This window comes from Streptomyces sp. NPDC001750 (genome assembly GCF_042892615.1).
GTDB lineage: Bacteria > Actinomycetota > Actinomycetes > Streptomycetales > Streptomycetaceae > Streptomyces.
In genome coordinates this window covers 249,466-271,876 of the sequence record NZ_JBIAUE010000003.1, presented here as the reverse complement: position 1 = coordinate 271,876, position 22,411 = coordinate 249,466, and the positions used below count along the sequence as shown (strand labels likewise).

The following is a 22,411-nucleotide window of genomic DNA, read 5'->3' as shown; positions in this document are numbered from 1 at the left end:
TGAACAGGCCGTGCGCGCCCGCCGGGCGGGATGCCGCCCCGCCGCTCGGGCGTACGGATCGGCCGGTCGGGGGTCCCGGCGCGCGAGCGCGACCGGATTTCGCCCGGTGACGGTCGTCCGGGCGCGGGCGGCGAACCGATCCCGCATTTCCGGGATCGGCGCAAAGGGCGGGCGGATTGTGTGTCGGCGCCTGCCGCGGCCGCCGTTCCTCCGCATTTCGTGTCCATGACATGCGCGTCTCCGGGTGTACACGCGGGATTCCGGGCGCCGCCCGGCACCGGCGCCCGGCACCGGATCCTGAGGCGGACACGGGGTGGCGGAGGAGCAGGCCGTATCCGCCTCCTCCGGGCGTCGGGCGTCGGACAGTCGCCGCGTCCCCGGCCCGCTTCGAGGCACGTCCCCCGTCCCATGGGCTGCGACGCAGGGTCCCCTCTCACGGGCCGACCCCGCTCGGAAACGGCCATCCGTCCCGTCCAGGCCCGCGGTCACCGGGCCGTCCCCGTCGTCCGCGACGGGCGCGTGACGACGGCCGCGACACCTGACCGCGCTGCCGGGACCCCGCACGACCGCGCCGCCAAAAGCGCCCGTACACGTCCGGTACGCGAGCGCCGCTCCGCCCCGCGACGCACCGCGTCCGACGCCGCGCGCTGATCCACCACGGATCGCGGGACAGCGCTTAGGGTGCGAGCCATGGCAGAGAGCGCTGCTCACCGGGGTGCCGCGGGGCGGGGCGCGCGTTCCGCCCACGCCTCCGGGACCCCCGACCCGCGCCGCTGGCGGGCGCTGGCGGTGTGTCTGATCGCGGGGTTCATGACCCTGCTGGACGTGTCCATCGTCAATGTCGCCCTGCCGTCGATCCGGTCCGGGCTGCGCACCCCGGAGTCCGACCTCCAATGGGTCCTCTCCGGCTATGCGCTCGCCTTCGGACTGTTCCTGATCCCCGCCGGACGCCTCGGTGACGCGCGGGGGCGCCGAACCGTGTTCATGGCCGGTCTGGCTCTGTTCACGCTCGCCTCGGCGGCCTGCGGCGCCGCCCAGTCCAGCCTCTGGCTGGTGGTCGCCCGCCTGGTCCAGGGCCTCGCCGGCGGCATGATCTCGCCACAGATCTCCGCGCTGATCCAGCAGATGTTCTCCGGCCAGGAGCGCGGCCGGGCCTTCGGCATGTTCGGCACGGTGGTGGGCGTCTCCACCGCCGTCGGCCCGCTGTCGGGCGGGCTGCTGATCCAGGCGGCCGGTGCCCACGAGGGCTGGCGCTGGGTGTTCTACGTCAACCTGCCGCTCGGCGCCCTCTGCCTGCTGCTCGCCAGGCGCCTGCTCCCGGACACCCCGTCGGCGGGCCCGGTGCGCCTGCGCGACCTCGACCCGCTCGGGGTCCTGCTGCTCGGCACCGGCGTACTGGCCCTGCTGCTGCCCTTCGTCCAGGCCCAGCAGTGGCCGGGGGACCGCAAGTGGCTGCTGCTGATGCCGGCCGTGGTGCTGCTCGCGGCCTTCGTCGGGTGGGAGTCCCGGTGCGCCACACGGGCCACGCGCCCGGTCATCGACCTGTCGCTCTTCCGGGTCCGCTCGTACTGGCTCGGCTGTCTGCTGGCTCTGGTGTACTTCGGCGGATTCACCTCGATCTTCTTCGTCACCACGCTCTACCTGCAGAACGGACTGCACTACAGCGCCCTGCAGGCGGGGCTCGCCATCACGCCGTTCGCGCTGGGTTCGGCCGTCGCGGCGAGTCCGGGCGGCCGGCTCGTCCACCGCTTCGGACGCCCCCTCGTGGTCGCCGGGCTCACCGCGGTGGTCGTCGGACTGGCGGGCGCCGCGCTCGCCGTGCACCTGGTGCCGGGGCGGGGCGCGGGATGGGCGATGGCCGCCCCGCTGCTCCTGGCCGGTCTGGGCAGCGGTCTGGTCGTCGCGCCCAACCAGACGCTGACCCTCTCCGAGGTGCCGGTGGCCACGGCGGGCAGCGCGGGCGGCGCCCTCCAGACCGGGCAGCGGGTCGGATCGGCGGTCGGGATCGCCGCGGTCGGCTCGGTGTTCTTCGCCCAGCTGGGCCAGGCCGACTGGGCCACCGCCTACGACCACGGCCTGGTCGTGGCGGTCGCCTTCGTCGTGCTCGCCCTGCTCGTCGGTCTGGCGGACGTGCGCGGAGAACGCCGCGGCCGGGGCCGCACCCCACGAACCGTCACCCACACCCACGCAGACAGAACGCCATGAACGCAGGGAGAACGCGATGAGCGACAACAGGCCGACGGGCCCCGAGGGCGCCGGGGACACCGGCCCGGCGGTCGTCGGCAACGAGGCGTACGGGCACAAGCCCTTCAAACGGTCCCGGAGCCACTTCGCCGACCGCATCGCCGCCGACGGCCGGGGCGAGTGGCCCGTCGAGGCCGGCCGCTACCGGCTCGTCGTCAGCCGTGCCTGCCCGTGGGCGAGCCGCGCCCTGATCTCCCGGCGGCTCCTCGGTCTGGAGAGCGTCCTGTCGCTGGCCGTCGCCGACCCCCTCCAGGACGACCGCAGCTGGCGCTTCACGCTGGACGAGGGCGGCCGGGACCCGGTGCTCGGCATCGCGTACCTGAGCGAGGCGTACGAGGCACGGGAGCCCGGCTACTCCGGCGGGGTCAGCGTGCCCGCGATCGTCGACGTGCCCAGCGGCCGACTCGTCACCAACGACTTCCAGCAGATCACCCTGGACCTCGCGACCGAGTGGACCACACTGCACCGTCCGGGCGCCCCCGACCTGTACCCCGAGGGCCTGCGCGAGGAGATCGACGAGGTCATGGAGGGCATCTACCGCGATGTGAACAACGGCGTCTACCGCGCCGGGTTCGCCTCCGGACAGTCCGAGTACGAGGACGCCTACCAGGACGTCTTCCGCCGCCTCGACCTGGTCTCCGAGCGCCTCGCGGACCGGCGCTACCTCGTCGGCGACTTCATCACGGAGGCGGACATCAGGCTGTTCACCACCCTGGTCCGCTTCGACGCCGTCTACCACGGCCACTTCAAGTGCAACCGGTCGAAGCTGGCCGAGGACCCGGTGCTGTGGGCGTACGCCAGGGACCTGTACCAGACGCCCGGCTTCGGCGACACCGTCGACTTCGACCACATCAAGCGGCACTACTACCGGGTGCACACCGGTATCAACCCCACCGGCATCGTGCCCGCCGGACCCGACCTGTCGGGCTGGCTGACCCCGCACCACCGCGAGCAGCTGGGCGGGAGCCCGTTCGGATACGGCACCGCGCCGGGTCCCGTACCGGCCGGTGAGGAGGTCCCGGCCGCGGGGCGCCCCTGACCGGGAGCCCGCGCACCGGACGGGGACGGGGTCCTGCCGGAGCGGGGGCAGGGCCCTGTCGAGTCGGCTGCCGTCACGAGATATCTTGATGTCAAGCAATGTTGCAGACGTGGAGCGGAGCAGAGGGTGACTGACTCGACCATCATCTATACACACACCGACGAGGCCCCGGCCCTGGCGACGTATTCGTTCCTGCCCATCGTCCAGGCGTACGCCTCGACGGCCGGGGTCGACGTCGAGAGCCGGGACATCTCCCTGGCCGGGCGCATCATCGCCTCCTTCCCCGAGCGTCTGAAGGAGGAGCAGCGCATCGCCGACGCACTCGCCGAGCTGGGCGCGCTGGCCAAGAAGCCCGAGGCCAACATCATCAAGCTGCCGAACATCTCGGCCTCGATCCCGCAGCTGAAGGCCGCCATCGCCGAGCTCCAGGCGCAGGGCTACGCGCTCCCGGACTACCCGGACGACCCGCAGACCGACGAGGACAAGGACGTCCGCGCCCGCTACGACAAGGTCAAGGGCAGCGCGGTGAACCCGGTGCTGCGCGAGGGCAACTCCGACCGCCGCGCCCCCGCCTCGGTGAAGAACTACGCCAAGGCGCACCCGCACCGCATGGGCTCCTGGTCGTCCGACTCGAAGACGAACGTCGCCACCATGGGCGTCGACGACTTCCGCTCCACCGAGAAGTCGACCGTCGTCGCCGAGGACGGTTCTCTGCGCATCGAGCTCGTGGGCGACGACGGCAGCACGACGGTGCTGCGCGAGTCGGTGCCGGTGCTCGCGGGCGAGGTCGTCGACGCGGCGGTCATGCGCGTCGCGGCCCTGCGCGAGTTCCTCGCCGCGCAGGTCGCCCGGGCCAAGGAGGAGGGCGTGCTCTTCTCCGTCCACCTCAAGGCCACCATGATGAAGGTCTCCGACCCGATCATCTTCGGCCACGTGGTCCGCGCCTTCTTCCCGAACACCTTCGCCAAGTACGGCCAGGCGCTCGTCGCCGCCGGGCTCTCCCCGAACGACGGCCTGGGCGCCATCCTGAACGGCCTGGAGTCCGTGCCGCACCTCGGTGCCGAGATCAAGGCGTCCTTCGAGGCCGAGCTCGCCGAGGGCCCCGCCCTGGCCATGGTCGACTCGGACAAGGGCATCACCAACCTCCACGTGCCCAGCGACGTCATCGTCGACGCCTCCATGCCGGCCATGATCCGCACCTCCGGCCACATGTGGGGCCCGGACGGCCAGGAGGCCGACACCCTCGCGGTGCTCCCCGACAGCAGCTACGCGGGCGTCTACCAGGTCGTCATCGACGACTGCCGCGCCCACGGCGCCTTCGACCCGTCGACCATGGGCTCGGTGCCCAACGTCGGCCTGATGGCGCAGAAGGCCGAGGAGTACGGCAGCCACGACAAGACCTTCGAGATCCCCACCACCGGCACGGTGCGGGTCGTCGACGGCAAGGGCGACGTCGTGCTGGAGCAGGCGGTCGGCGCGGGCGACATCTTCCGCATGTGCCAGGCCAAGGACCTGCCGATCCAGGACTGGGTCAAGCTCGCCGTCACCCGGGCCCGCGCCACCGGTGCCCCGGCCGTGTTCTGGCTCGACGAGGACCGCGCCCACGACGCGCAGCTGATCGCCAAGGTCAGGAAGTACCTCGCCGACCACGACACCGACGGTCTGCGGATCGAGATCATGTCGCCCGAGAAGGCGACCGCGTTCTCGCTGGAGCGCATCCGCCGCGGCGAGGACACCATCTCCGTCACCGGCAACGTGCTGCGCGACTACCTGACGGACCTGTTCCCGATCCTGGAGCTGGGCACGAGCGCGAAGATGCTCTCCGTCGTCCCGCTCATGAACGGCGGCGGCCTCTTCGAGACCGGCGCGGGCGGTTCCGCACCGAAGCACGTCCAGCAGCTCGTCAAGGAGAACTACCTGCGCTGGGACAGCCTGGGCGAGTTCTTCGCGCTCGCGGCCAGCTTCGAGCACCTGGCGACGACCACCGGCAACACGCGCGCGCAGGTCCTCGCGGACACGCTCGACCGCGCGACCGGCACCTTCCTCAACGAGGACAAGTCGCCCAGCCGCAGGCTCGGCGGCATCGACAACCGCGGCAGCCACTTCTACCTGGCCCTGTACTGGGCCCAGGAGCTGGCACGGCAGACCGACGACGCACACCTCGCGCAGGCGTTCTCCGGTCTGGCGAAGACGCTGGCCGAGCAGGAGCGGACCATCGTCGACGAGCTGATCGCGGTGCAGGGTTCGCCGGCCGAGATCGGCGGCTACTACCAGCCCGACCCGGCCAAGGCGTCGGCCGTGATGCGCCCCTCGGCGACGTTCACGCAGGCCATCGCCTCCCTCGGCTGACGGAGCAGCGGCGGTCGGGGCGCCCCTTCCCGGCGCCCCGCCCCTCCCGCCCCGGCCGGCACCACGCCCGGCCGGGGCGGTCTTGTGTCCGGCCGCGGTGCCGCGCCCACCGTGCCGTGCCCGGCCGGGCGTTCTTCGCGCAACCGTGCACGGCCGGGCCGCTGCCTCGATAGGTTCGGACACCCGGGACCGACCGGGCCCGGAGAAGGAGGGACCGTGCTGACAGGCAGGAACGCGGTGGTCACCGGAGGATCGCGGGGCATCGGCCGCGCGATCGTCGAGCGGCTGTGCCGCGACGGCGCACATGTCGTCTTCAACTACGCCACGAGCGACGACGCGGCCGCCGACGTCGTCCGCACCGTGCGGGACGGCGGCGGCACGGCCCACGCCGTCCGGGCCGATCTCGCCGACCCCGACGGACCGGGGAAGCTGATGGAGACGGCGGAGGAGAAGCTGGGCACCCTGGACGTCCTGGTGAACAACGCCGCCCTGTGCCCCGCCCCGTCCTTCATCGCCGACACCGACCCGGACGTGTTCGACCACGCGATGGCCGTCAACACCAGAGCGGTCTTCATGACGATCCGTCACGCCGCCCGGAGGATGCGCGACGGCGGCCGGATCGTGAACATCTCCACCGCGAACACCGTGCGCCCGGGGCCCGGCATCGCCGCGTACGCCGCGAGCAAGGGCGCCGTCGAACAGCTCACCGCCGTGGCGGCCCACGAGCTCGGGGCACGGGGCATCACGGTCAACACCGTCTCGCCCGGCGCCACCGACACCGTGATGCTGCGCACCGCCAACCAGCCGGAGGCCCTCGAGACGGTGGTCGCCATGACCCCGCTCGGTCGGCTGGGCGAACCCGCGGACGTGGCCGACGTGGTCGCCTTCCTGGTCGGACCCGACGCCCGGTGGGTCACGGGCCAGAACCTGCGTGCGACGGGCGGGCTGGCCTGAACCGTCGTCCGTGACGCCCGGGCCGGCCGCCGGTCCGGGCGTCCGCCGTGCGCACCGGCGTGTCCGCGGCCGCCCTGACGGGTGAAAGTCGTGCCAGGGCGGGTGCCGGGCCACCCCCGGCGGCCCCGTGGCTGGTTTGCTGCATCCGGGATCCGGTGTGACGCACGTGGGAGCGGTCCGGCGGCCGGCCCGGTGGAGAAGGCGCCCCGGCCGGGCGCGCGGTCCACCCGCGAACGACGACCGAAGGAGGGCCCAGTGACGACGACGGGCACATCGGGGGCCGCCGACGAGGGGGAGGCGTACGCGGACGAGCTTCCGGTCCGCGCGAAGGAGCCCGGGAACGTCGTCGTCAGATGGCTGACCACCACCGACCACAAGACGATCGGCACGCTCTACCTGGTCACATCGTTCGCGTTTTTCCTCGTCGGCGGGGTGCTGGCCCTGGTCATGCGCGCCGAACTGGCCCGGCCGGGCATCCAGGTCCTCTCGCCCGAGCAGTTCAACCAGGCGTTCACGATCCACGGCACGATCATGCTGCTGATGTTCGCGACCCCGCTGTTCGCCGGATTCACGAACTGGATCATGCCGTTGCAGATCGGCGCCCCCGACGTGGCGTTCCCACGGCTGAACATGTTCGCCTACTGGGCGTACCTGTTCGGCTCGCTGATCGTGATCGGCGGCTTCCTCACCCCGCAGGGCGCGGCCGACTTCGGATGGTTCGCCTACTCCCCGCTCTCCGACGCGGTCCGTTCGCCAGGAGTCGGCGCCGACATGTGGATCATGGGCCTGGCGCTCTCCGGGTTCGGTACGATCCTCGGCTCGGTCAACTTCATCACCACGATCATCTGCATGCGCGCACCCGGCATGACCATGTTCCGCATGCCGATCTTCGTCTGGAACGTCCTGCTGACGGCGGTGCTGGTCCTGCTGGCCTTCCCGGTCCTCGCGGCGTCCCTGCTGGTGCTGGAGGCGGACCGGAAGTTCGGCGCGCACGTCTTCGACCCGGCCAATGGCGGGGCACTGCTCTGGCAGCACCTCTTCTGGTTCTTCGGCCATCCGGAGGTGTACATCATCGCCCTGCCGTTCTTCGGGATCGTCACCGAGATCATCCCGGTGTTCAGCCGCAAACCGGTCTTCGGCTACATCGGCCTGATCAGCGCCACCATCGCCATCGCCGGGCTGTCGGCGACCGTGTGGGCGCACCACATGTTCGTGACCGGCGGTGTGCTGCTGCCGTTCTTCTCCTTCATGACGTTCCTCATCGCGGTACCCACCGGGGTGAAGTTCTTCAACTGGATCGGCACGATGTGGAAGGGGTCGTTGTCCTTCGAGACCCCGATGCTCTGGTCCGTCGGATTCCTGGTCACCTTCCTCTTCGGTGGTCTGACCGGTGTGATCCTGGCGTCGCCCCCGCTGGACTTCCAGGTCTCGGACACCTACTTCGTCGTCGCGCACTTCCACTACGTCGTGTTCGGCACCGTGGTCTTCGCGATGTTCGCCGGATTCCACTTCTGGTGGCCGAAGTTCACCGGCAAGATGCTGGACGAGCGGCTCGGCAGGATCACGTTCTGGACGCTGTTCGTGGGCTTCCACGGCACGTTCCTGGTGCAGCACTGGCTGGGTGCCGAGGGCATGCCGCGTCGTTACGCGGACTACCTCGCCGCCGACGGCTTCACCGCGCTGAACACGGTCTCGACGATCGCCTCGTTCCTGCTCGGTCTGTCGATGCTGCCGTTCTTCTACAACGTGTGGAAGACCGCCAGGTACGGCAGGAACGTGGGTGTCGACGACCCGTGGGGCCACGGCCGTTCCCTGGAGTGGGCGACCTCCTGCCCGCCACCCCGGCACAACTTCCACACGATGCCGCGGATCCGCTCCGAGTCCCCGGCCTTCGACCTGCACCACCCCTCGCTCCGCGCACTCGACGAAGCCCTGAACCTTCCCGGGACGCTCCCGATGCCGCCGGGGGACCGGTCGTGAACGCGGCCCCGGCCCGGTGAGCGGCCCGGACCGGCGGCGCGACCGCATCGGCCCTCCGTCGTCCCCGACAGGCGAATTCGCACGCGGCTCGTGAAGATGGGAGAGGACGGGTGCGTGCGACGGGGCCGGCGAACGGACGACCGCGCATGCCCGAGGAGGGACGAACACTGTGGCACGACCCAGGATTCTCGTTGTCGGCGCCGGATTCGCCGGCGTGGAGTGCGTACGCCGCCTGGAGCGCAGACTCATACCGGGCGAGGCGGAGATCGCGCTCGTCACCCCGTTCTCGTACCAGCTCTACCTCCCTCTTCTGCCCCATGTGGCGGCCGGTGTGCTCACCCCGCAGTCCGTCGCGGTGTCGCTGCGCCGCAGCCGCAAGCACCGCACCCGGATCATCCCGGGAGGCGGCATCGGCGTGGACCCCAAGGCGAAGATCTGCGTCATCCGCAAGATCACCGACGAGATCGTCTACGAGCCCTACGACTACATCGTCCTGTGCCCCGGAAGCGTCACCCGCACCTTCGACATCCCTGGACTCCTCGATCACGCCCGTGGCATGAAGTCGCTCGCCGAGGCCGCGTATGTCCGGGACCACGTGATCGCCCAGCTCGATCTCGCGGACGCCAGCCCCGACGAGGACGAGCGGGCCTCGCGCCTCCAGTTCGTGGTGGTCGGCGGCGGATACGCGGGCACCGAGACGGCGGCCTGCCTCCAGCGCCTGACCACCAACGCGGTCAGGCACTACCCCCGGCTCGACCCGGGACTCATCAAGTGGCACCTCGTCGACATCGCCCCGAAGCTCATGCCCGAACTCGGGGACAAGCTCGGCCGCAGCGCCCTGGAGATGCTGCGCGCACGCGGCATAGAGGTCTCGCTCGGCGTCTCGATCGCCGAGGCCGGTCCCGAGCACGTGACCTTCACCGACGGCCGGGTCGTGCCCTGCCGGACGCTGATCTGGACGGCGGGCGTCGCCGCGAGCCCGTTGGTGTCCACCTTCGGGGCGGAGACGGTGCGCGGCCGGCTGGCGGTGACCCCCGAGATGCGCCTGCCGGGCTTCGACGGCGTCTTCGCGCTCGGCGACGCCGCGGCCGTACCGGACCTGAGCAAGGGCGACGGGGCGGTGTGCCCGCCCACCGCCCAGCACGCCTCGCGCCAGGGCCGCACGCTCGCCGACAACCTCATCGCCACGCTGCGGCACCAGCCGCTGAAGCCGTATGTGCACAGGGACCTCGGTCTGGTCGTTGACCTCGGCGGCAAGGACGCGGTCTCCAAGCCCCTCGGCGTCGAACTGCACGGCGTCACCGCGCAGGCCGTCGCCCGCGGATACCACTGGGCGGCGCTGCGGACCAACGTCGCCAAGGTACGTGTGATGACGAACTGGATGCTGAACGCCGTCGCGGGCGACGACTTCGTCCGCACCGGTTTCCAGTCCCGCAACCCGGCCAGGCTGCGCGACTTCGAGTACACAACCGCCTACCTGACACCGACTCAGGTACGCGAGTACACCGCCTCGTTGCACACCGCCACCTGAACTCCTCGCATGACGCCTCCGTTTGCGGGTCCGGTCGGTCGCGCCACCGGCCGGACCGGTGTGTACCGGAAAGGGGACCCGGCCTCAGGCATCCGGAACGGTGAGATGGACCGTGCGCAGGAACGCGGCGTTGTCGGGGGTGCGCCGCAGCCGGTCGAGCAGTGTCTCGAGCGCCGCCCGCGGGTCCTTCCTGGTGAGCAGTGCGCGCCGCAGCCGGCGCATGGCCCGCAACTCCACGGCCGGCACGAGGAGTTCCTCACGGCGGGTGCCGGACGCCTGGAGGTCGACGGCCGGATGGACGCGCCGGTCGGCCAGCGCCCGGTCCAGCCGGAGCTCCATGTTGCCGGTGCCCTTCAGCTCCTCGAAGAAGTAGTCGTCGGCGCGCGAGCCGGTCTCCACCAGCGCGGTGGCCAGAATGGTGAGGGAGCCGCCCTCCTCGGTGAGGCGCGCCGCACCGAAGAGCCGCTTGGGGCCGAGCGGGGCAGCCGCGTCGACGCCGCCGCTGAGAGTGCGTCCGCCCGCCGCGGACGCGTTGTTGTGGGCGCGGCACAGCCGGGTCAGGGAGTCCAGCAGGACGACGACGTCCTCGCCCCGCTCGACCAGGCGTTTGGCGCGTTCGATCGCGAGGTCGGCGAGCGCGATGTGCTCCCGCGCGGGCCGGTCGAAGGTCGAGGCGAGCACCTCGCCCCGCACGGACCTGCGCATGTCCGTCACCTCTTCGGGGCGTTCGTCGATCAGCACCACCATCAGACGGCATTCGGGATGGTTCGTGGCGACGGCCTCGGCCAACTGCCGCAGCAGCACCGTCTTGCCGGCCCTGGGCGGCGCCACCACGAGACCGCGCTGCCCCTTGCCGACGGGCGAGACGAGATCGACGAGCCGGGTCGCCGGACCGCCCGAGGGCGTCTCCAGGCGCAGCCGCCGCCGCGGGTGGATCGGTGTGAGATCGCGGAAGTGGGGCCGCTCCCGCAGCGCTTCGGGGGAGCGGCCGTCGACGCGTACCACGTCGGACAGGACGCGGGGCTGGTCGCAGACGCCCTCCACCAGGTCGCCGCGGCGCAGGGCATGACGGTGGATCAGGGCGGCGGAGACCTGCACGTCGCCGGGGGAGGGGCGGTCGGCCCGGGTGCGCAGAGTGCCGCGGCCCTGGTGAGTGATGTCCAGGATGCCGATGGCTTCGCTGGGCAACTCCCCTTGGGCGAGGGGGAGTTCGAGGGTGCTCGTCATGGGGGTGGTCCTTTCGCGGGCAGGACGGATGAAGGGGCCCGGACGACATCGGGGACGGACGGGATCACGCCCCGGTCGACGGGCGGAGAAGTCCGGCACGGGGAAGCCCGAACCGGACTGGAGAAAGTGGTGCGGGAGAGCTGGACCGCCGACCGGAGAAGGGCGGGAGCGGCAGCCTGAAGAAGAGGGGGGCGGCACAGGGGGCCTCGGAGTGAGGCATGACACATGTGCCGAACGCACCGTACCACGACATGCGCGGCCGGTACCACGGCATGCACGGCCCGTCACCGGTCGCCAGGTCGCCGGTCGGTGACTCGGCCGTCGGCGTGGTCGCCGGTGTGCCGCCCGCCGCCTGGTCGCCCCGCACCTCTCGCCGCCGCGCGCGGGTCGGCCGACATCTGCGCCATGAATCGGCCATACGAATTGTAAATGCAAGGTAAATGTGAATATCTTGGCGCACATGCAGTCCTACACGATCGGGCAGGCGGCGCGCCTGCTGGGGGTGAGCCCCGACACGGCCCGCCGCTGGGCGGACGCCGGAAGGGTCGCGACCCACCGCGACGAGAACGGCCGACGGCTCATCGCGGGCCGCGATCTGGCCGCGCTCGCCGTCGAGACCGGCCAGAGCGGCGGGGGCGACGACGAACCCTCGTACACGACGGCGCGCAACGCCTTCCCCGGCATCGTCACCGCGGTGAAACTCGGCGACATCGCCGCCCAGGTCGAGATCCAGGCGGGTCCGCACCGGCTGGTGTCCCTGCTCACCCGCGAAGCCGTCGAGGAACTCGGACTGGAGGTCGGCATGCGGGCCACCGCCCGCGTGAAGTCCACCAACGTGCACATCGACCGTGTCTGACCGCGCCTCGTCCGCGACGCGCACGACCCCCGAGGAGCCCGGCCCCATCATGACGACCCCCTTCACCCGGCGCCGCGCCGCCGCGCTCGTGACCGCCGCGCTGCTGGTCCCGCTCGCCGCCTGCGGCGCCGACGACGAGAAGGACGCCGCGGGTACGCCGACGACGGCCCCCGGCGCCCGGCTGACGGTCCTCGCCGCGGCGTCGCTCACCGATGTGTTCAAGACCGCGGGCGCCGCGTACGAGAGGGCGCACCCCGGTACGAAGGTGACGTTCTCCTTCGCCGGATCCCAGGAACTCGCCGCCCAGGTACGGCAGGGAGCCCCCGCCGACGCCCTGGTCACCGCCGACACCAAGACGATGGACGGGCTGAAGTCCGACACCGGCACCCCCACCGTCATCGCGAAGAACCGCCTCGTCATCGCCACCGCGGAGGGCAACCCGGAGGAGATCACCGGACTGAAGGACCTGACCAGGAAGGACCTCAAGGTGGTCCTGGCCGCTCCCGAGGTCCCGGTCGGCCGCTACGGCAAGCAGGTCCTCGACGCCCAGAAGCTCCACGTCCGGCCGGTCTCCCAGGAACCCAACGTCCGTGCCGTGCTCAGCAAGGTCGAACTCGGCGAGGCGGACGCGGGCATCGTCTACGGGACGGACGCCGAGTCGGCCACCGACAAGGTCGACGCCGTCGACATCCCCGACGCGCAGAACGCCGTCGCCTCCTATCCGGCCGCCACGCTGCGCCAGTCCGCGCATGCCGACGCCGCCGCGGCATTCGTGAAGTGGCTCGGCGGACCGGAGGCGCAGAAGATCCTCGGGGCCGCGGGCTTCCAGCAGCCGTAGCCCGTACGCAACGCCGTTCGCATCCGCGGGCGCCCGCCCGCCCCCGGTCCGGGGGACCGGGCGGCATCCGTGCCGACACCGCCCCGGGAACCCCCGATGAGAGCCCTCCGCAGCCGCCCTTCCGGCGCGCGCACCCCCGTCGCCCTGGCGCTGCCCGCGCTGCTCGCCGTCGCGTTCCTGATGATCCCGTTGATCGGCATCCTGGCCCGCACCCCCTGGGCCGATCTCGGCACCCATCTCACCTCCCCGGGCGTCACCCAGGCGCTCGGGCTGTCCCTGCTCGTCTCGTTCTGGGCCCTGGGCCTGTCGCTGCTGCTCGGGGTTCCGCTGGCCTGGCTGCTGGCGCGGGTGGACTTCCCCGGCAAGGGGTTCGTGCGCTCACTGGTCCTGCTGCCGATGGTGCTGCCGCCCACGGTCGGAGGCGTGGCGCTCCTCCTCGGCTTCGGCCGCCGGGGTGTGCTGGGGCCCTGGCTGGAGGGCACGTTCGGTGTCACCCTGCCGTTCCACACCTCGGGCGCGGTGGTCGCGGCGGCCTTCGTCGCCATGCCGTTCCTCGTCATCAGCCTCGAAGGGGCACTGGCCGGTCTGCGGCCCGCGTACGAGGAGACCGCGGCCTCCCTGGGGGCCTCACCGATCCGGGTCTTCCTGACCGTCACGCTCCCGATGGTCGCCCCCGGGCTCGCCGCCGGGGCCGCGCTCACCTGGGCGCGGGCGCTGGGCGAGTTCGGCGCGACCATCACGTTCGCGGGCAACCTGCCCGGCACCACGCAGACCCTGCCCCTCCAGGTGTACCTGCTCCTCCAGGACTCCCCGGAGGCCGCCACCTCGGTCTCGCTCCTGCTCCTCGCCATCGCCATGGCCGTACTCGTCGCCCTGCGCGGACGCTGGACCGGCACGCCCCGCGACCGCCGGCGCGCCCCCGCGCCCCTGCCCGACGACGCGCGCGGTGCGGAGGCGCCGGGCACTCCGCCCGGCGCCCCGGGCCGACGGGAGCACCCGGCCCCGGCTCCGGTTCGGGCCCCGCGGGAGGACTGCCCGCTGCACGCCGACGTCACCGGCTTCAACCGGCTCACCCTCGATGCCGGTCCCGGCACGACGATCGCCGTCGTCGGGCCCAACGGCGCGGGCAAGACCACCCTGTTGCGCGCGCTCCTCGGCCTGACCCGCCGCTCCCGGGCCGTGCTGCGCCTCGGTGCCGCCGACGTCACCGCGCAGCCACCGCACCGCCGTCAGGTCGCCTGGGTGCCGCAGGACGGCGCCCTCTTCCCGCATCTGACCGCGCTGTCGAACACGGCGTACGGGCTCCGCGCCCGCGGCGTCCCCCGGGGCGACGCCCGTCGCGAGGCCCAGCAGTGGCTCGACCGCCTGGGCGTCGGCCGGCTCGCCCACCGCAGACCGGCCCAGCTCTCCGGAGGACAGGCCCAGCGCGTGGCACTGGCCCGCGCCCTCGCCGCCCGCCCCCGGCTGCTGCTGCTCGACGAGCCGCTCGCGGCGCTCGACCAGACCACCCGGGCCCATGTCCGCCACACCCTGCGCACCCATCTCGCCGGGTTCGGCGGCGTCTGCCTGATCGTCACCCACGACCCCGTCGAGGCGGTGTCGCTCGCCGACCGGGTGCTCGTGCTGGAGGAGGGCCGCACCCTCCAGTACGCGCCCCCGGCCGAGGTGACCCGGCATCCGCGTTCGCCCTGGGTCGCCCGGATGCTCGGCCGCAACGCCTGGCCGGGCACCGCGGCGGCCGACGGCACGCTCGGCCTCGCGGGCGGCGGCCGCCTGGTCGTCGCGGACCCGCTTCCCGAGGGGACGACGGCCCTCGCGGTCATCGCGCCGGAGGCGGTGTCCGTGCACCGCGTCAGGCCCGGGGGAAGCCCCCGGAACGTCTGGCCCGGAACGGTGCGCGAACTCACCGCCACGGGAAGCCGGATCCGGCTGGTGGTCGACTCGGACGAGGCGCCCGACCTCGTCGCGGAGATCACCCCCGAGGCGGCGGGCGAGCTGGGGCTGGGCGAGGGTACGTCCGTGTGGACCGTCGTCAAGGCGACCGAGGTCACCGTCGTCCCCCTGTGACGGGACCGGGGCCCGGGTGTGCACCGCACGGACGACCCGGCCCCGGCCGTTCCCCGATCGGCGCCCCTGCGGCGTTTTCCTTTGTCGAATCCCCGACCGCGTGCGACGTTGGAAACGGTCATACATGACTATTTCTGACGCACGTTCTGACAGGCGCCGGGTGAAGGGGAAGTCCATCGTGGAGACCGCCAGAGCCGTCCCGGCGTCCACCGTCGTCAATCTGCGGGACCTGGGCGGGATCGCCGTGGGGCCCGACCGGTTCGTCCGGCCCGGTGCCGTGCTGCGCTCCGGCGGGCTGGGTGAACTCGACATCGAACGCGACACGGCGGTCGCCGCGTTCGGCATCCGCACCGTGGTCGACCTGCGGACCGCCGACGAGCGCGCGGCGGCCCCCGACCGGCTGCCGCCCGGCGCGCGGTTGTTCGTCGCCGATGTGCTCGGTGACAACCCCGGTCTCGCGCCCGCCCGTCTGCGTGCCCTGCTCGCCGACCCGGCGGCGGCCGACCGGCTGCTGGGGGACGGGAAGGCGGAGGAGGTGTTCGCCGGGTCCTACCGGCGGATGGTGCTCTCGCCCTGCGCGTCCGCCGCCTACCGGGCCTTCGTGGAGACGGCGGCCGACGACCGCGCCCGCCCGGTGCTGTTCCACTGCACGACGGGCAAGGACCGCACCGGCTGGGCCGCCGTGCTGCTCCTCATGCTGCTCGGCGCGTCGCGCGAGGCGGCGCGGGCCGAGTTCCTCGCCGTGAACCGCGTCGCGTGGGGAACCTGCGCGCCCTATGTGCGGAGCTTCCTCGACGCCGGGGGCGACCCGGAGATCGCTTCCGCGATCGTCGAGGTCCGTCCCCGCTACCTCGACGTGGCGCTCGACGCCATGGACGAGCGCTGGGGCGGACTCGACGGCTATGTGCGCGACGGCCTGAGGATTCCGCGGGCTGCGGTGGAGCGGCTGCGTGACGGGCTGGTCGTCCCCGCCTGAGCGGGCCGCGGGTACCCGATGGCGAGGGTCGCGCACCCGGACTGACTTCATACCCCCTCGGCGTATCTCGTATCTGGTTCTCGTGATCGGGAAGGACCGCCCTCCCGACCGGGTGTCGCTCGACGGCGCGCTGCGCGCCGGGCGTCACGGGCCGGACGGGACTTTCGCAACACGCCCTGGGGGCGCGCGCACCGAACCCGGGCGTCGGCGCCACGACCGGCCACGCCGCGCGCGAGGGGGCAAAGGCGCGCCGGTCCCGTGGGTATCGTGAGAGGTGCCGGACCGCATCGCCTCCGGAAGGGGTCGCCTTGACCGAACGCAAGCCCCCGGGCGTGAGCTTCGAGTCCTGGGTCGACAAGCAGATCCGCGAATCCGAACAGCGCGACGACATCTCGCGGTTGCCGGGATTCGGGCGGCCGATCGACGGCCTCGCGGCTCCCTACGACGAGGACTGGTGGATCAAGCGGAAGCTGCGGCGGGAGGGGGTGTCGGTGCTCCCGCCCGCGCTGGCGCTGCGCAAGGAGGCGGAGGACGTACGGGAAGCCGTCTCCCGGGCGCGGACGGAGGCGGAGGTGCGACGCCTGCTGACGGAGGTCGACGAGAAGATCCGGGCGGCCGTCCGCAGGCCGCCGCCCGGGCCCCTGCTCAACCTCGAACCGTTCGACATCGAGGCCATGGTCGAGGAGTGGCGCGCGGCGCACCGCCCCTCCTGAGCCCGTCGTCCGTGCGCCGGGCGAGGCCCGGAGGCGGGGGCGGGCGCGGCCCAGTATGTAATGATCTGTACATGAATTCAGGTATTACGCGCCCGGATGGCGGAACGCGGGAGGGTGTGCGCGTCAGGCGCGCGACCGCGCGGGACGCCCGGCGGCTCACCCGAATAGTGAGGACCTCCCGCGCCTACGAGGGGCCCTACGCCGCCATGGTCGCCGGATACCGGGTCGGGGCCGACTACATCGAGAACCATCGCGTCTTCGCGGCCGTCGACGCCGACGACCGGGTCCTCGGCTTCTACGCGCTGATCCTCGACCCGCCGGAGCTCGACCTCCTGTTCGTCGCCGACGAGGCCCAGGGCCTCGGCATCGGGCGGCTGCTCATCGGGCATCTGCGCGACGAGGCGCGGCGCACGGGCCTGACCGGCGTCCACGTCGTCTCGCACCCGCCGGCCGAGGGCTTCTACCGGAGCATGGGCGCCCGGCGGACCGGCACCCGCGCGGCGGCCCCGCCCGCCGTGATGTGGGACCGCCCCGAACTGCTGCTGCCGGTCGCCTGATCCTTCGGGGAGGGTGCCCTCCGCGGACGCGGCACGCGGCGCCGGCCGCCACCGATGCGGAAAGGCCCGGCCGGGGTCGCACGACCCCCGACCGGGCCCCGGTCGCGTATCCGCCCCGCACGTGCCACGCACCGCGTGCGTGCCACGGGGGAGAGGCGTCGCGGACGTTACGAGGGGAAGCCTCCGTACGGGCGTGTGATGAGCTCCATCGCGTGACCGGAGGGATCGAGGAAGTAGACGCCCCGGCCGCCGTCGTTGTGGTTGATCTCGCCCGGGCGCTCCCGGTGCGGATCGGCGTAGTACGTGAGCCCGAGCTCCTTGATGCGGGCGTACGCCGTGTCGAACTCCGGCTCCGAGACGAGGAAGGCGTAGTGCTGCATGGCGATCGATTCCTCGGGGACGGTCGCGAAGTCCAGGGTGACCCCGTTCGCGGTGGCGAGCGGGATGAACGGACCCCATTCCTCGCCGACCTCAAGGCCCAGTATGTCCGCCAGGAACTCGGCGGACTCGCGCTTGTCCCGGGCGTGGACGATGGTGTGATTCAACTCGACAGACACTGTGGAATGCCTCCAACGGGCATCTCACGGGCACCTCCACGCCTCACCCGGCCGGTGACCGACGCGCGATGCCGTGTTCGAAAGCCTAGGCGGGACCGGTCCGGCCGTCGAGGCTCCACCGGGATCTCGGCGGAAAGACCTAACGACCTCGCCCACGATTGGCGGTGGGAGAAGGCGCGGTGTCCGGGGGGCCTTCGAAGCCAAGGCGGAGGGAGCCGACGCGGAGCGTCGACAACTGACGACAACGCCGGAGGCTGAGGTCCCGGACACCGCGACGCCGCTGACAATCGTGGGCGAGGTTGTACGGTGGACCCACGTACTCCACGCATCCGGACGGTGTCCCACGGTGACCTCCACTCCACCTCCCGCAGGCGGGGGCCCCGGCACGGGGCGCCACGAGACGCCCGACGAGCGGGCGGACCGGCAATGGGCCGAACTGCTCCAGGAGCTGCGGGTCGCCCAGACCGGTGTCCAGATCCTGTTCGGTCTGCTGCTCGCCGTCGTCTTCCAGCCGCGTTTCGCGGAGCTGTCGGCCGCCGACCGCACCATCTACGTGGTCACGGTGATGCTGGGATCCGCCACAGCGGCCGCCCTGATCGGCCCCGTGTCGTACCACCGCATGCTCACGGGACGACGGCTCAAGCCGCAGACGGTCACCCTGGCGGCCCGGCTGACCGTGCTCGGTCTCGTCCTGCTGTTCTGCACGATGTGCTCCGCGCTGCTGCTCGTCCTGCGGGTGGCCCTGCACGACGCGGTCGCACCGTGGCTCGTCGGCGCGATGGCGTTGTGGTTCCTGATCTGCTGGCTCGTCGTCCCGGCCCGGCTGCTCGCCCGCTCCGCGTCCGAGCAGGAGGGGTGACCGCCGTCCGGAGTGCCCCGGTCGTCACGCGGCGGGGCCCCGGGCGTCGGTGACCGTGAAGAGGCCGCCGTCCGGGTCCAGCAGGATCGCCTCGCCGCCCTGCCCCGGCGAGAGCCGTTCGACCAGGCTCCCGCCGTGCCGGCGCGCCGCCTCGACCGCCGCGTCCACGTCGGCGACGGGGAAGTGGACCTGCCAGTGCGGGCGGACCAGCGGATCGGGGGCGGCCTCCACCGCGCCCGAGCTGATCCGGGCCAGTCGGCGCCCGGCGCAGTCGACGACGACCTCGTCCTTCTCGTACGACACCTCGCAGCATCCGGGCCGCCCGCTGGCCCAGTCGAGCACCTCGCCGTAGAAGATCGCCGCGTCGAAGGCGTTCCTGGTGTGCAGGCTCAGCCAGGCGTGCGAATGGCCGTCCGGGGCGGGCGGCGACGTGGCGGGCTCCGTGCGCTCCCAGATGCCGAACACCGCGCCGTCGCGGTCCGCCGCCAGTGCGCCGCGCCCCTTTCCGAAGGCGAGCGGCCCCACCGCGACCGTGCCGCTGCGCTCACGGATGCGCGCCGCCGCCGCGTCGGCGTCGGGAACGGAGAAATAGGGGGTCCAGGCCACCGCCACGCGATAGGCGGTCGCCACCGCGCCGATGCCGGCGACCGGCACGTTCCCCCGGCGCGCGACGGAGAACTCCAGCCCCAGCCGGCCCGGCCGGAAGGACCAGTCCAGCACGGCGGAGTAGAAGCGCTGCGCCGATTCCAGGTCGCGGGTCATGAGATTGACCCAGCAGGGCGCTGCGGACCCGGTCAGCGGCGCCGGCATCGACACCGCCCCGGGGCGGCTTGCGGTCATGGTCCCACTGCCTTCATCGGTCGTTCGGGCGGCGCGTGCGCGCCGGCCCTCGGGGGCCACCCCAGCCTCTCCGCGGCCGATCGCTCCCGCAACACGCGAGGGCCGCGCGCACCGCGTCCCGCGCGGCGTCCGGCGGGGTGGGGCGCGTGTCAGTCGCGTCGTTCGTCGGTCTCGTGCCGGATGGTCTCGCTCCCGTGGTCCCCGAGCTCGTAGGGGGACAGCCCCCTGCCGTCGGGCGGGAAGCTGTCGTCGCCGTGCACATCGCGCTGCTCGATGTGGGCGCGGTGGTCGGGCCGCGGCGGCTGCTCCTCGGGCCGGGGCGGCGGAAGCTCCTGGAGCCGGCGCCTCCTGCCCAGCCAGACCGCGCCGATCAGCACACCCACCAGCGCGATGCCGATGATGCCCATCACCGACCCGGTGGCGCCCCGCCCGTCGGCGAGGAGGAGGGCCAGTGAGCCGATGTCTCCGTTCGATACGTCCATGCCTCCCCGATACCCCGAGGAGCAGGCACCAGTCGGTCATGGCCACGAATTCATATTTTGAGTGGATATAAACCTTAAAAGAGTTTCGTTTCCCAGGTGGCGGCCCGAATGCCGGGCGGCCGACGCGGGGCCGCTCCGTCCGGTGTGCGCGTCCGGTGGTCCGCTCGTGTCGCCGTCGTCCGGCCGCGGGGTGAGCCTGGAGAGGACCCCAGTCCGCGGGCCCCGGCGCGGGGCCCGTGCAGCACGCGGAGCGGAGGAAACCACGGTGAACACCATCGAGGAGCGGGCCGACGAGGGCCTGCACGGCCGGGACGTCTCGGTCGTCATCAGTGGCTGCGACACCGGCGACGCGCGGATGGTGTTCGACGCGCTGCGGGCCGCCTTCACCACCGACCGGGCCTCCGTCGACGTGCCGAGGAAACTCGCGGAGAAGCGTCCCACGGCATGGACCGCGACCGTCGACGTCACCGAGGAGCGGGTGGTCTCGGGACCGGCGCCGCTCGGCGCGCCCGTCTCGCTCGACGTGCAGGGCGGCTACTGGGCGGTCGAACGGCTCCGGCGGAGCCTGGCGCACGCCTTCGACGTACGGGTCGTCGGAACCGTCTCCGGGGACCAGGAGGAGGAAGTGCGCCTCCGTCTGGAGAACCGGGGCGGCGGTGCGGCGGGCGGGGGAGCCCGGTAGTGCGGCCGGACGAGGCCCCGCTACGGAGCAATGGGCCGGGAAGCGCCATTCCATCTGGTACAAAACGGGCAAAAGCCCACTTCTGAAAGGTGCGGGCGAGTGGATCCCTCACACAGGCGGGACGATGGCGCGGGGCAGCCGGGAGCGACGGACACGACCGTCGACCGGTCCACACTGACGCTGTACGTCGACGGAACGGAGCGGACGCTGACGCTCGATCACCGCACCACGGTCCTGGACGCCCTGCGCGAGCACCTCGGCCTCACCGGCGCGAAGAAGGGCTGCGACCACGGACAGTGCGGGGCGTGCACCGTCATCGTCGACGGCCGCCGCGCCAACAGCTGCCTGCTGCTGGCCGTGGCGCACGACGGCGCCCGCGTCACCACCGTCGAGGGACTCGCGGACGGCGACCGGCTCCACCCCCTCCAGGAAGCCTTCCTGGAACGGGACGCCCTGCAGTGCGGCTACTGCACACCCGGCCAGATCTGCTCCGCCGTCGGCATGCTCGGCGAGGCGGCGGAGGGCTTCCCGTCCCACGCCACCGCGCGCACCGCCCCCCTGGCCGTCCCGGCCCCGCTGGACGCGGCCGAGATCCGCGAACGGATGAGCGGCAACCTGTGCCGCTGCGGCGCCTATCCCCGCATCGTCGAGGCGATCGAGGACGTGGCGCCGTGAGACCCTTCGCCTACCTCCGCGCCCGCACCGCCGCCGAGGCGGTCCGCGAGCACGCCGCCCACCCCGGCGCCCGATTCCTCGGCGGCGGAACCAACCTCGTCGACCTGATGAAGCTGGGGGTGGAGACCCCCCGCCTGCTCATCGACATCAGCCGGCTGCCCCTGACCGAGGTGGCCGGCACCGACGACGGCGGCCTGCGCATCGGCGCGACCGTGCGCAACAGCGATCTGGCCGCACACCCCGCCGTGCGCGGCCGCTACCCGGCCCTGTCGCAGGCGCTGCTGTCCGGTGCCTCCGGGCAGCTCCGCAACACCGCCACCACCGGTGGCAACCTGCTCCAGCGCACCCGCTGCCCGTACTTCCAGGACGTCTCCAAGCCGTGCAACAAGCGGGAACCCGGCACCGGCTGCCCGGCCCGCGAGGGCGCCCACCGCGATCTCGCCGTGCTCGGCCACTCCGAGCACTGCGTCGCCACCCAGCCGTCCGACATGGCCGTCGCCCTGGCCGCCCTCGACGCCACCGTCCTCCTGCACGGGCCGGACGGCGAACGGACCGTACCGGCCACGGACTTCCACCGGCTGCCCGGCGACGCCCCGGACCGGGACACCGAGCTCCGGGCGGGCGAACTCGTCACCCATGTGGTCCTGCCGCCCGTTCCGGACGGCGCGGGCTCCGTCTACCGCAAGGCCCGCGATCGCGCCTCGTTCGCCTTCGCCCTGTCCTCCGTCGCCGCCGTGCTGAGCGTCCGCGACGGACGGATCGCCCACGCGGCACTGGCCTTCGGGGGCCTCGCCCACCGGCCCTGGCGGGCCCGCACCGCGGAACGGGTGCTGCGCGGCGCGCCCGCCACCGAGGAGACCTTCGCCCGGGCCGCGGACGCCGAACTCGCCGGGGCCCGCCCCCTGCGCGACAACGCGTTCAAGGTGGGCCTCGCCCACAGCCTGGCCGTCGACGCGCTGAGCGAACTCGCCGCCGACGGCTGACC

At 72.6% G+C, this 22,411-nt stretch carries 20 protein-coding genes; 16 read left to right on the top strand and 4 right to left on the bottom strand.

Annotation, left to right across the window (positions count from 1 at the left end; genetic code table 11):
• Window positions 1-690 precede the first annotated feature (690 nt).
• The 6 genes from ACFYY6_RS07355 (at window position 691) to ACFYY6_RS07330 (ending at window position 10,097) form a co-directional block, all read left to right on the top strand.
• Entirely contained in the window at window positions 691-2,205 is a 1,515-nt protein-coding gene (locus tag ACFYY6_RS07355; RefSeq protein ID WP_351624621.1) for an MFS transporter, read from the top strand.
• A 16-nt stretch (window positions 2,206-2,221) separates the two neighbouring features.
• Window positions 2,222-3,283 carry a glutathione S-transferase family protein gene (locus tag ACFYY6_RS07350; protein ID WP_389192062.1) on the top strand — a complete coding sequence of 354 codons (1,062 nt, stop codon included), beginning with the start codon at window positions 2,222-2,224 and terminating at the stop codon, window positions 3,281-3,283.
• A gap of 126 nt (window positions 3,284-3,409) precedes the next feature.
• Window positions 3,410-5,632: an NADP-dependent isocitrate dehydrogenase gene (locus ACFYY6_RS07345; RefSeq protein ID WP_389192059.1), complete on the top strand. Its 2,223-nt coding sequence runs from the start codon at window positions 3,410-3,412 to the stop codon at window positions 5,630-5,632.
• Window positions 5,633-5,848: 216 nt separating this feature from the next.
• The gene (locus ACFYY6_RS07340; RefSeq protein WP_351520529.1) at window positions 5,849-6,586 is read left to right on the top strand and encodes a glucose 1-dehydrogenase; all 738 of its coding nucleotides are present in this window, start codon (window positions 5,849-5,851) and stop codon (window positions 6,584-6,586) included.
• A gap of 255 nt (window positions 6,587-6,841) precedes the next feature.
• Window positions 6,842-8,566, top strand: coding sequence for a cytochrome c oxidase subunit I (ctaD, locus tag ACFYY6_RS07335; protein ID WP_351520528.1), 1,725 nt, complete (start codon window positions 6,842-6,844; stop codon window positions 8,564-8,566).
• A 169-nt stretch (window positions 8,567-8,735) separates the two neighbouring features.
• Window positions 8,736-10,097, top strand: a complete 1,362-nt coding sequence (locus ACFYY6_RS07330; RefSeq protein ID WP_351520526.1) for an NAD(P)/FAD-dependent oxidoreductase — start codon at window positions 8,736-8,738, stop codon at window positions 10,095-10,097.
• Window positions 10,098-10,181: 84 nt separating this feature from the next.
• Here ACFYY6_RS07330 and rho read toward each other — a convergent pair whose 3' ends face one another.
• Window positions 10,182-11,324, bottom strand: coding sequence for a transcription termination factor Rho (gene rho, locus ACFYY6_RS07325; RefSeq protein ID WP_389192055.1), 1,143 nt, complete (start codon window positions 11,322-11,324; stop codon window positions 10,182-10,184).
• A gap of 460 nt (window positions 11,325-11,784) precedes the next feature.
• On the opposite strand from rho, the gene ACFYY6_RS07320 reads away from it, so the two are divergent.
• The 6 genes from ACFYY6_RS07320 (at window position 11,785) to ACFYY6_RS07295 (ending at window position 17,331) form a co-directional block, all read left to right on the top strand.
• Window positions 11,785-12,180, top strand: a complete 396-nt coding sequence (locus tag ACFYY6_RS07320) for a molybdopterin-binding protein (protein ID WP_073789389.1) — start codon at window positions 11,785-11,787, stop codon at window positions 12,178-12,180.
• A gap of 49 nt (window positions 12,181-12,229) precedes the next feature.
• A complete protein-coding gene (modA, locus tag ACFYY6_RS07315; RefSeq protein ID WP_351520522.1) occupies window positions 12,230-13,018 on the top strand; it encodes a molybdate ABC transporter substrate-binding protein in 789 nt (262 codons plus the stop codon).
• A gap of 96 nt (window positions 13,019-13,114) precedes the next feature.
• Window positions 13,115-15,085 carry an ABC transporter permease gene (locus ACFYY6_RS07310; protein WP_351520521.1) on the top strand — a complete coding sequence of 657 codons (1,971 nt, stop codon included), beginning with the start codon at window positions 13,115-13,117 and terminating at the stop codon, window positions 15,083-15,085.
• A gap of 178 nt (window positions 15,086-15,263) precedes the next feature.
• Window positions 15,264-16,061, top strand: coding sequence for a tyrosine-protein phosphatase (locus ACFYY6_RS07305; RefSeq protein WP_351520519.1), 798 nt, complete (start codon window positions 15,264-15,266; stop codon window positions 16,059-16,061).
• A 308-nt stretch (window positions 16,062-16,369) separates the two neighbouring features.
• Entirely contained in the window at window positions 16,370-16,774 is a 405-nt protein-coding gene (locus ACFYY6_RS07300; RefSeq protein ID WP_351520518.1) for a DUF1992 domain-containing protein, read from the top strand.
• 71 nt (window positions 16,775-16,845) lie between these two features.
• Entirely contained in the window at window positions 16,846-17,331 is a 486-nt protein-coding gene (locus ACFYY6_RS07295) for a GNAT family N-acetyltransferase (RefSeq protein WP_351520517.1), read from the top strand.
• Between the two features lie 167 nt (window positions 17,332-17,498).
• Here the strand turns inward: ACFYY6_RS07295 and ACFYY6_RS07290 are convergent, their stop codons facing one another.
• Window positions 17,499-17,888, bottom strand: a complete 390-nt coding sequence (locus ACFYY6_RS07290) for a VOC family protein (protein WP_351520516.1) — start codon at window positions 17,886-17,888, stop codon at window positions 17,499-17,501.
• Window positions 17,889-18,234: 346 nt separating this feature from the next.
• Here ACFYY6_RS07290 and ACFYY6_RS07285 point away from each other — a divergent pair, with 346 nt between their 5' ends.
• The gene (locus ACFYY6_RS07285; RefSeq protein ID WP_351520514.1) at window positions 18,235-18,747 is read left to right on the top strand and encodes a DUF6328 family protein; all 513 of its coding nucleotides are present in this window, start codon (window positions 18,235-18,237) and stop codon (window positions 18,745-18,747) included.
• A 24-nt stretch (window positions 18,748-18,771) separates the two neighbouring features.
• Here the strand turns inward: ACFYY6_RS07285 and ACFYY6_RS07280 are convergent, their stop codons facing one another.
• Both ACFYY6_RS07280 and ACFYY6_RS07275 read right to left on the bottom strand, forming a co-directional pair.
• The gene (locus tag ACFYY6_RS07280) at window positions 18,772-19,587 is read right to left on the bottom strand and encodes a VOC family protein (RefSeq protein WP_386607739.1); all 816 of its coding nucleotides are present in this window, start codon (window positions 19,585-19,587) and stop codon (window positions 18,772-18,774) included.
• A 149-nt stretch (window positions 19,588-19,736) separates the two neighbouring features.
• Window positions 19,737-20,069: a DUF6479 family protein gene (locus ACFYY6_RS07275; protein ID WP_351520513.1), complete on the bottom strand. Its 333-nt coding sequence runs from the start codon at window positions 20,067-20,069 to the stop codon at window positions 19,737-19,739.
• 265 nt (window positions 20,070-20,334) lie between these two features.
• Between ACFYY6_RS07275 and ACFYY6_RS07270 the strand changes: the two genes are divergently transcribed.
• From ACFYY6_RS07270 to ACFYY6_RS07260, 3 genes are all read left to right on the top strand, one after another.
• Window positions 20,335-20,751 carry a hypothetical protein gene (locus tag ACFYY6_RS07270; protein ID WP_351624610.1) on the top strand — a complete coding sequence of 139 codons (417 nt, stop codon included), beginning with the start codon at window positions 20,335-20,337 and terminating at the stop codon, window positions 20,749-20,751.
• Window positions 20,752-20,850: 99 nt separating this feature from the next.
• A complete protein-coding gene (locus tag ACFYY6_RS07265; RefSeq protein ID WP_388650569.1) occupies window positions 20,851-21,426 on the top strand; it encodes a 2Fe-2S iron-sulfur cluster-binding protein in 576 nt (191 codons plus the stop codon).
• Window positions 21,423-22,409 (top strand): xanthine dehydrogenase family protein subunit M, encoded by a 987-nt coding sequence (locus tag ACFYY6_RS07260; RefSeq protein ID WP_351520509.1) that lies wholly within the window; start codon window positions 21,423-21,425, stop codon window positions 22,407-22,409. Before ACFYY6_RS07265 ends, ACFYY6_RS07260 begins: the two co-directional genes overlap by 4 nt.
• Window positions 22,410-22,411 lie beyond the last annotated feature (2 nt).

Coding starts and splice junctions, on each gene's coding strand:
- ACFYY6_RS07275 (WP_351520513.1), bottom strand. CDS start 20,069: ATGGACGTATCGAACGGAGACATCGGCTCACTGGCCCTCCTCCTCGCC.
- ACFYY6_RS07320 (WP_073789389.1), top strand. CDS start 11,785: ATGCAGTCCTACACGATCGGGCAGGCGGCGCGCCTGCTGGGGGTGAGC.
- rho (WP_389192055.1), bottom strand. CDS start 11,324: ATGACGAGCACCCTCGAACTCCCCCTCGCCCAAGGGGAGTTGCCCAGC.
- ACFYY6_RS07295 (WP_351520517.1), top strand. CDS start 16,846: ATGAATTCAGGTATTACGCGCCCGGATGGCGGAACGCGGGAGGGTGTG.
- ACFYY6_RS07355 (WP_351624621.1), top strand. CDS start 691: ATGGCAGAGAGCGCTGCTCACCGGGGTGCCGCGGGGCGGGGCGCGCGT.
- ACFYY6_RS07310 (WP_351520521.1), top strand. CDS start 13,115: ATGAGAGCCCTCCGCAGCCGCCCTTCCGGCGCGCGCACCCCCGTCGCC.
- ACFYY6_RS07350 (WP_389192062.1), top strand. CDS start 2,222: ATGAGCGACAACAGGCCGACGGGCCCCGAGGGCGCCGGGGACACCGGC.
- ACFYY6_RS07280 (WP_386607739.1), bottom strand. CDS start 19,587: ATGACCGCAAGCCGCCCCGGGGCGGTGTCGATGCCGGCGCCGCTGACC.
- modA (WP_351520522.1), top strand. CDS start 12,230: ATGACGACCCCCTTCACCCGGCGCCGCGCCGCCGCGCTCGTGACCGCC.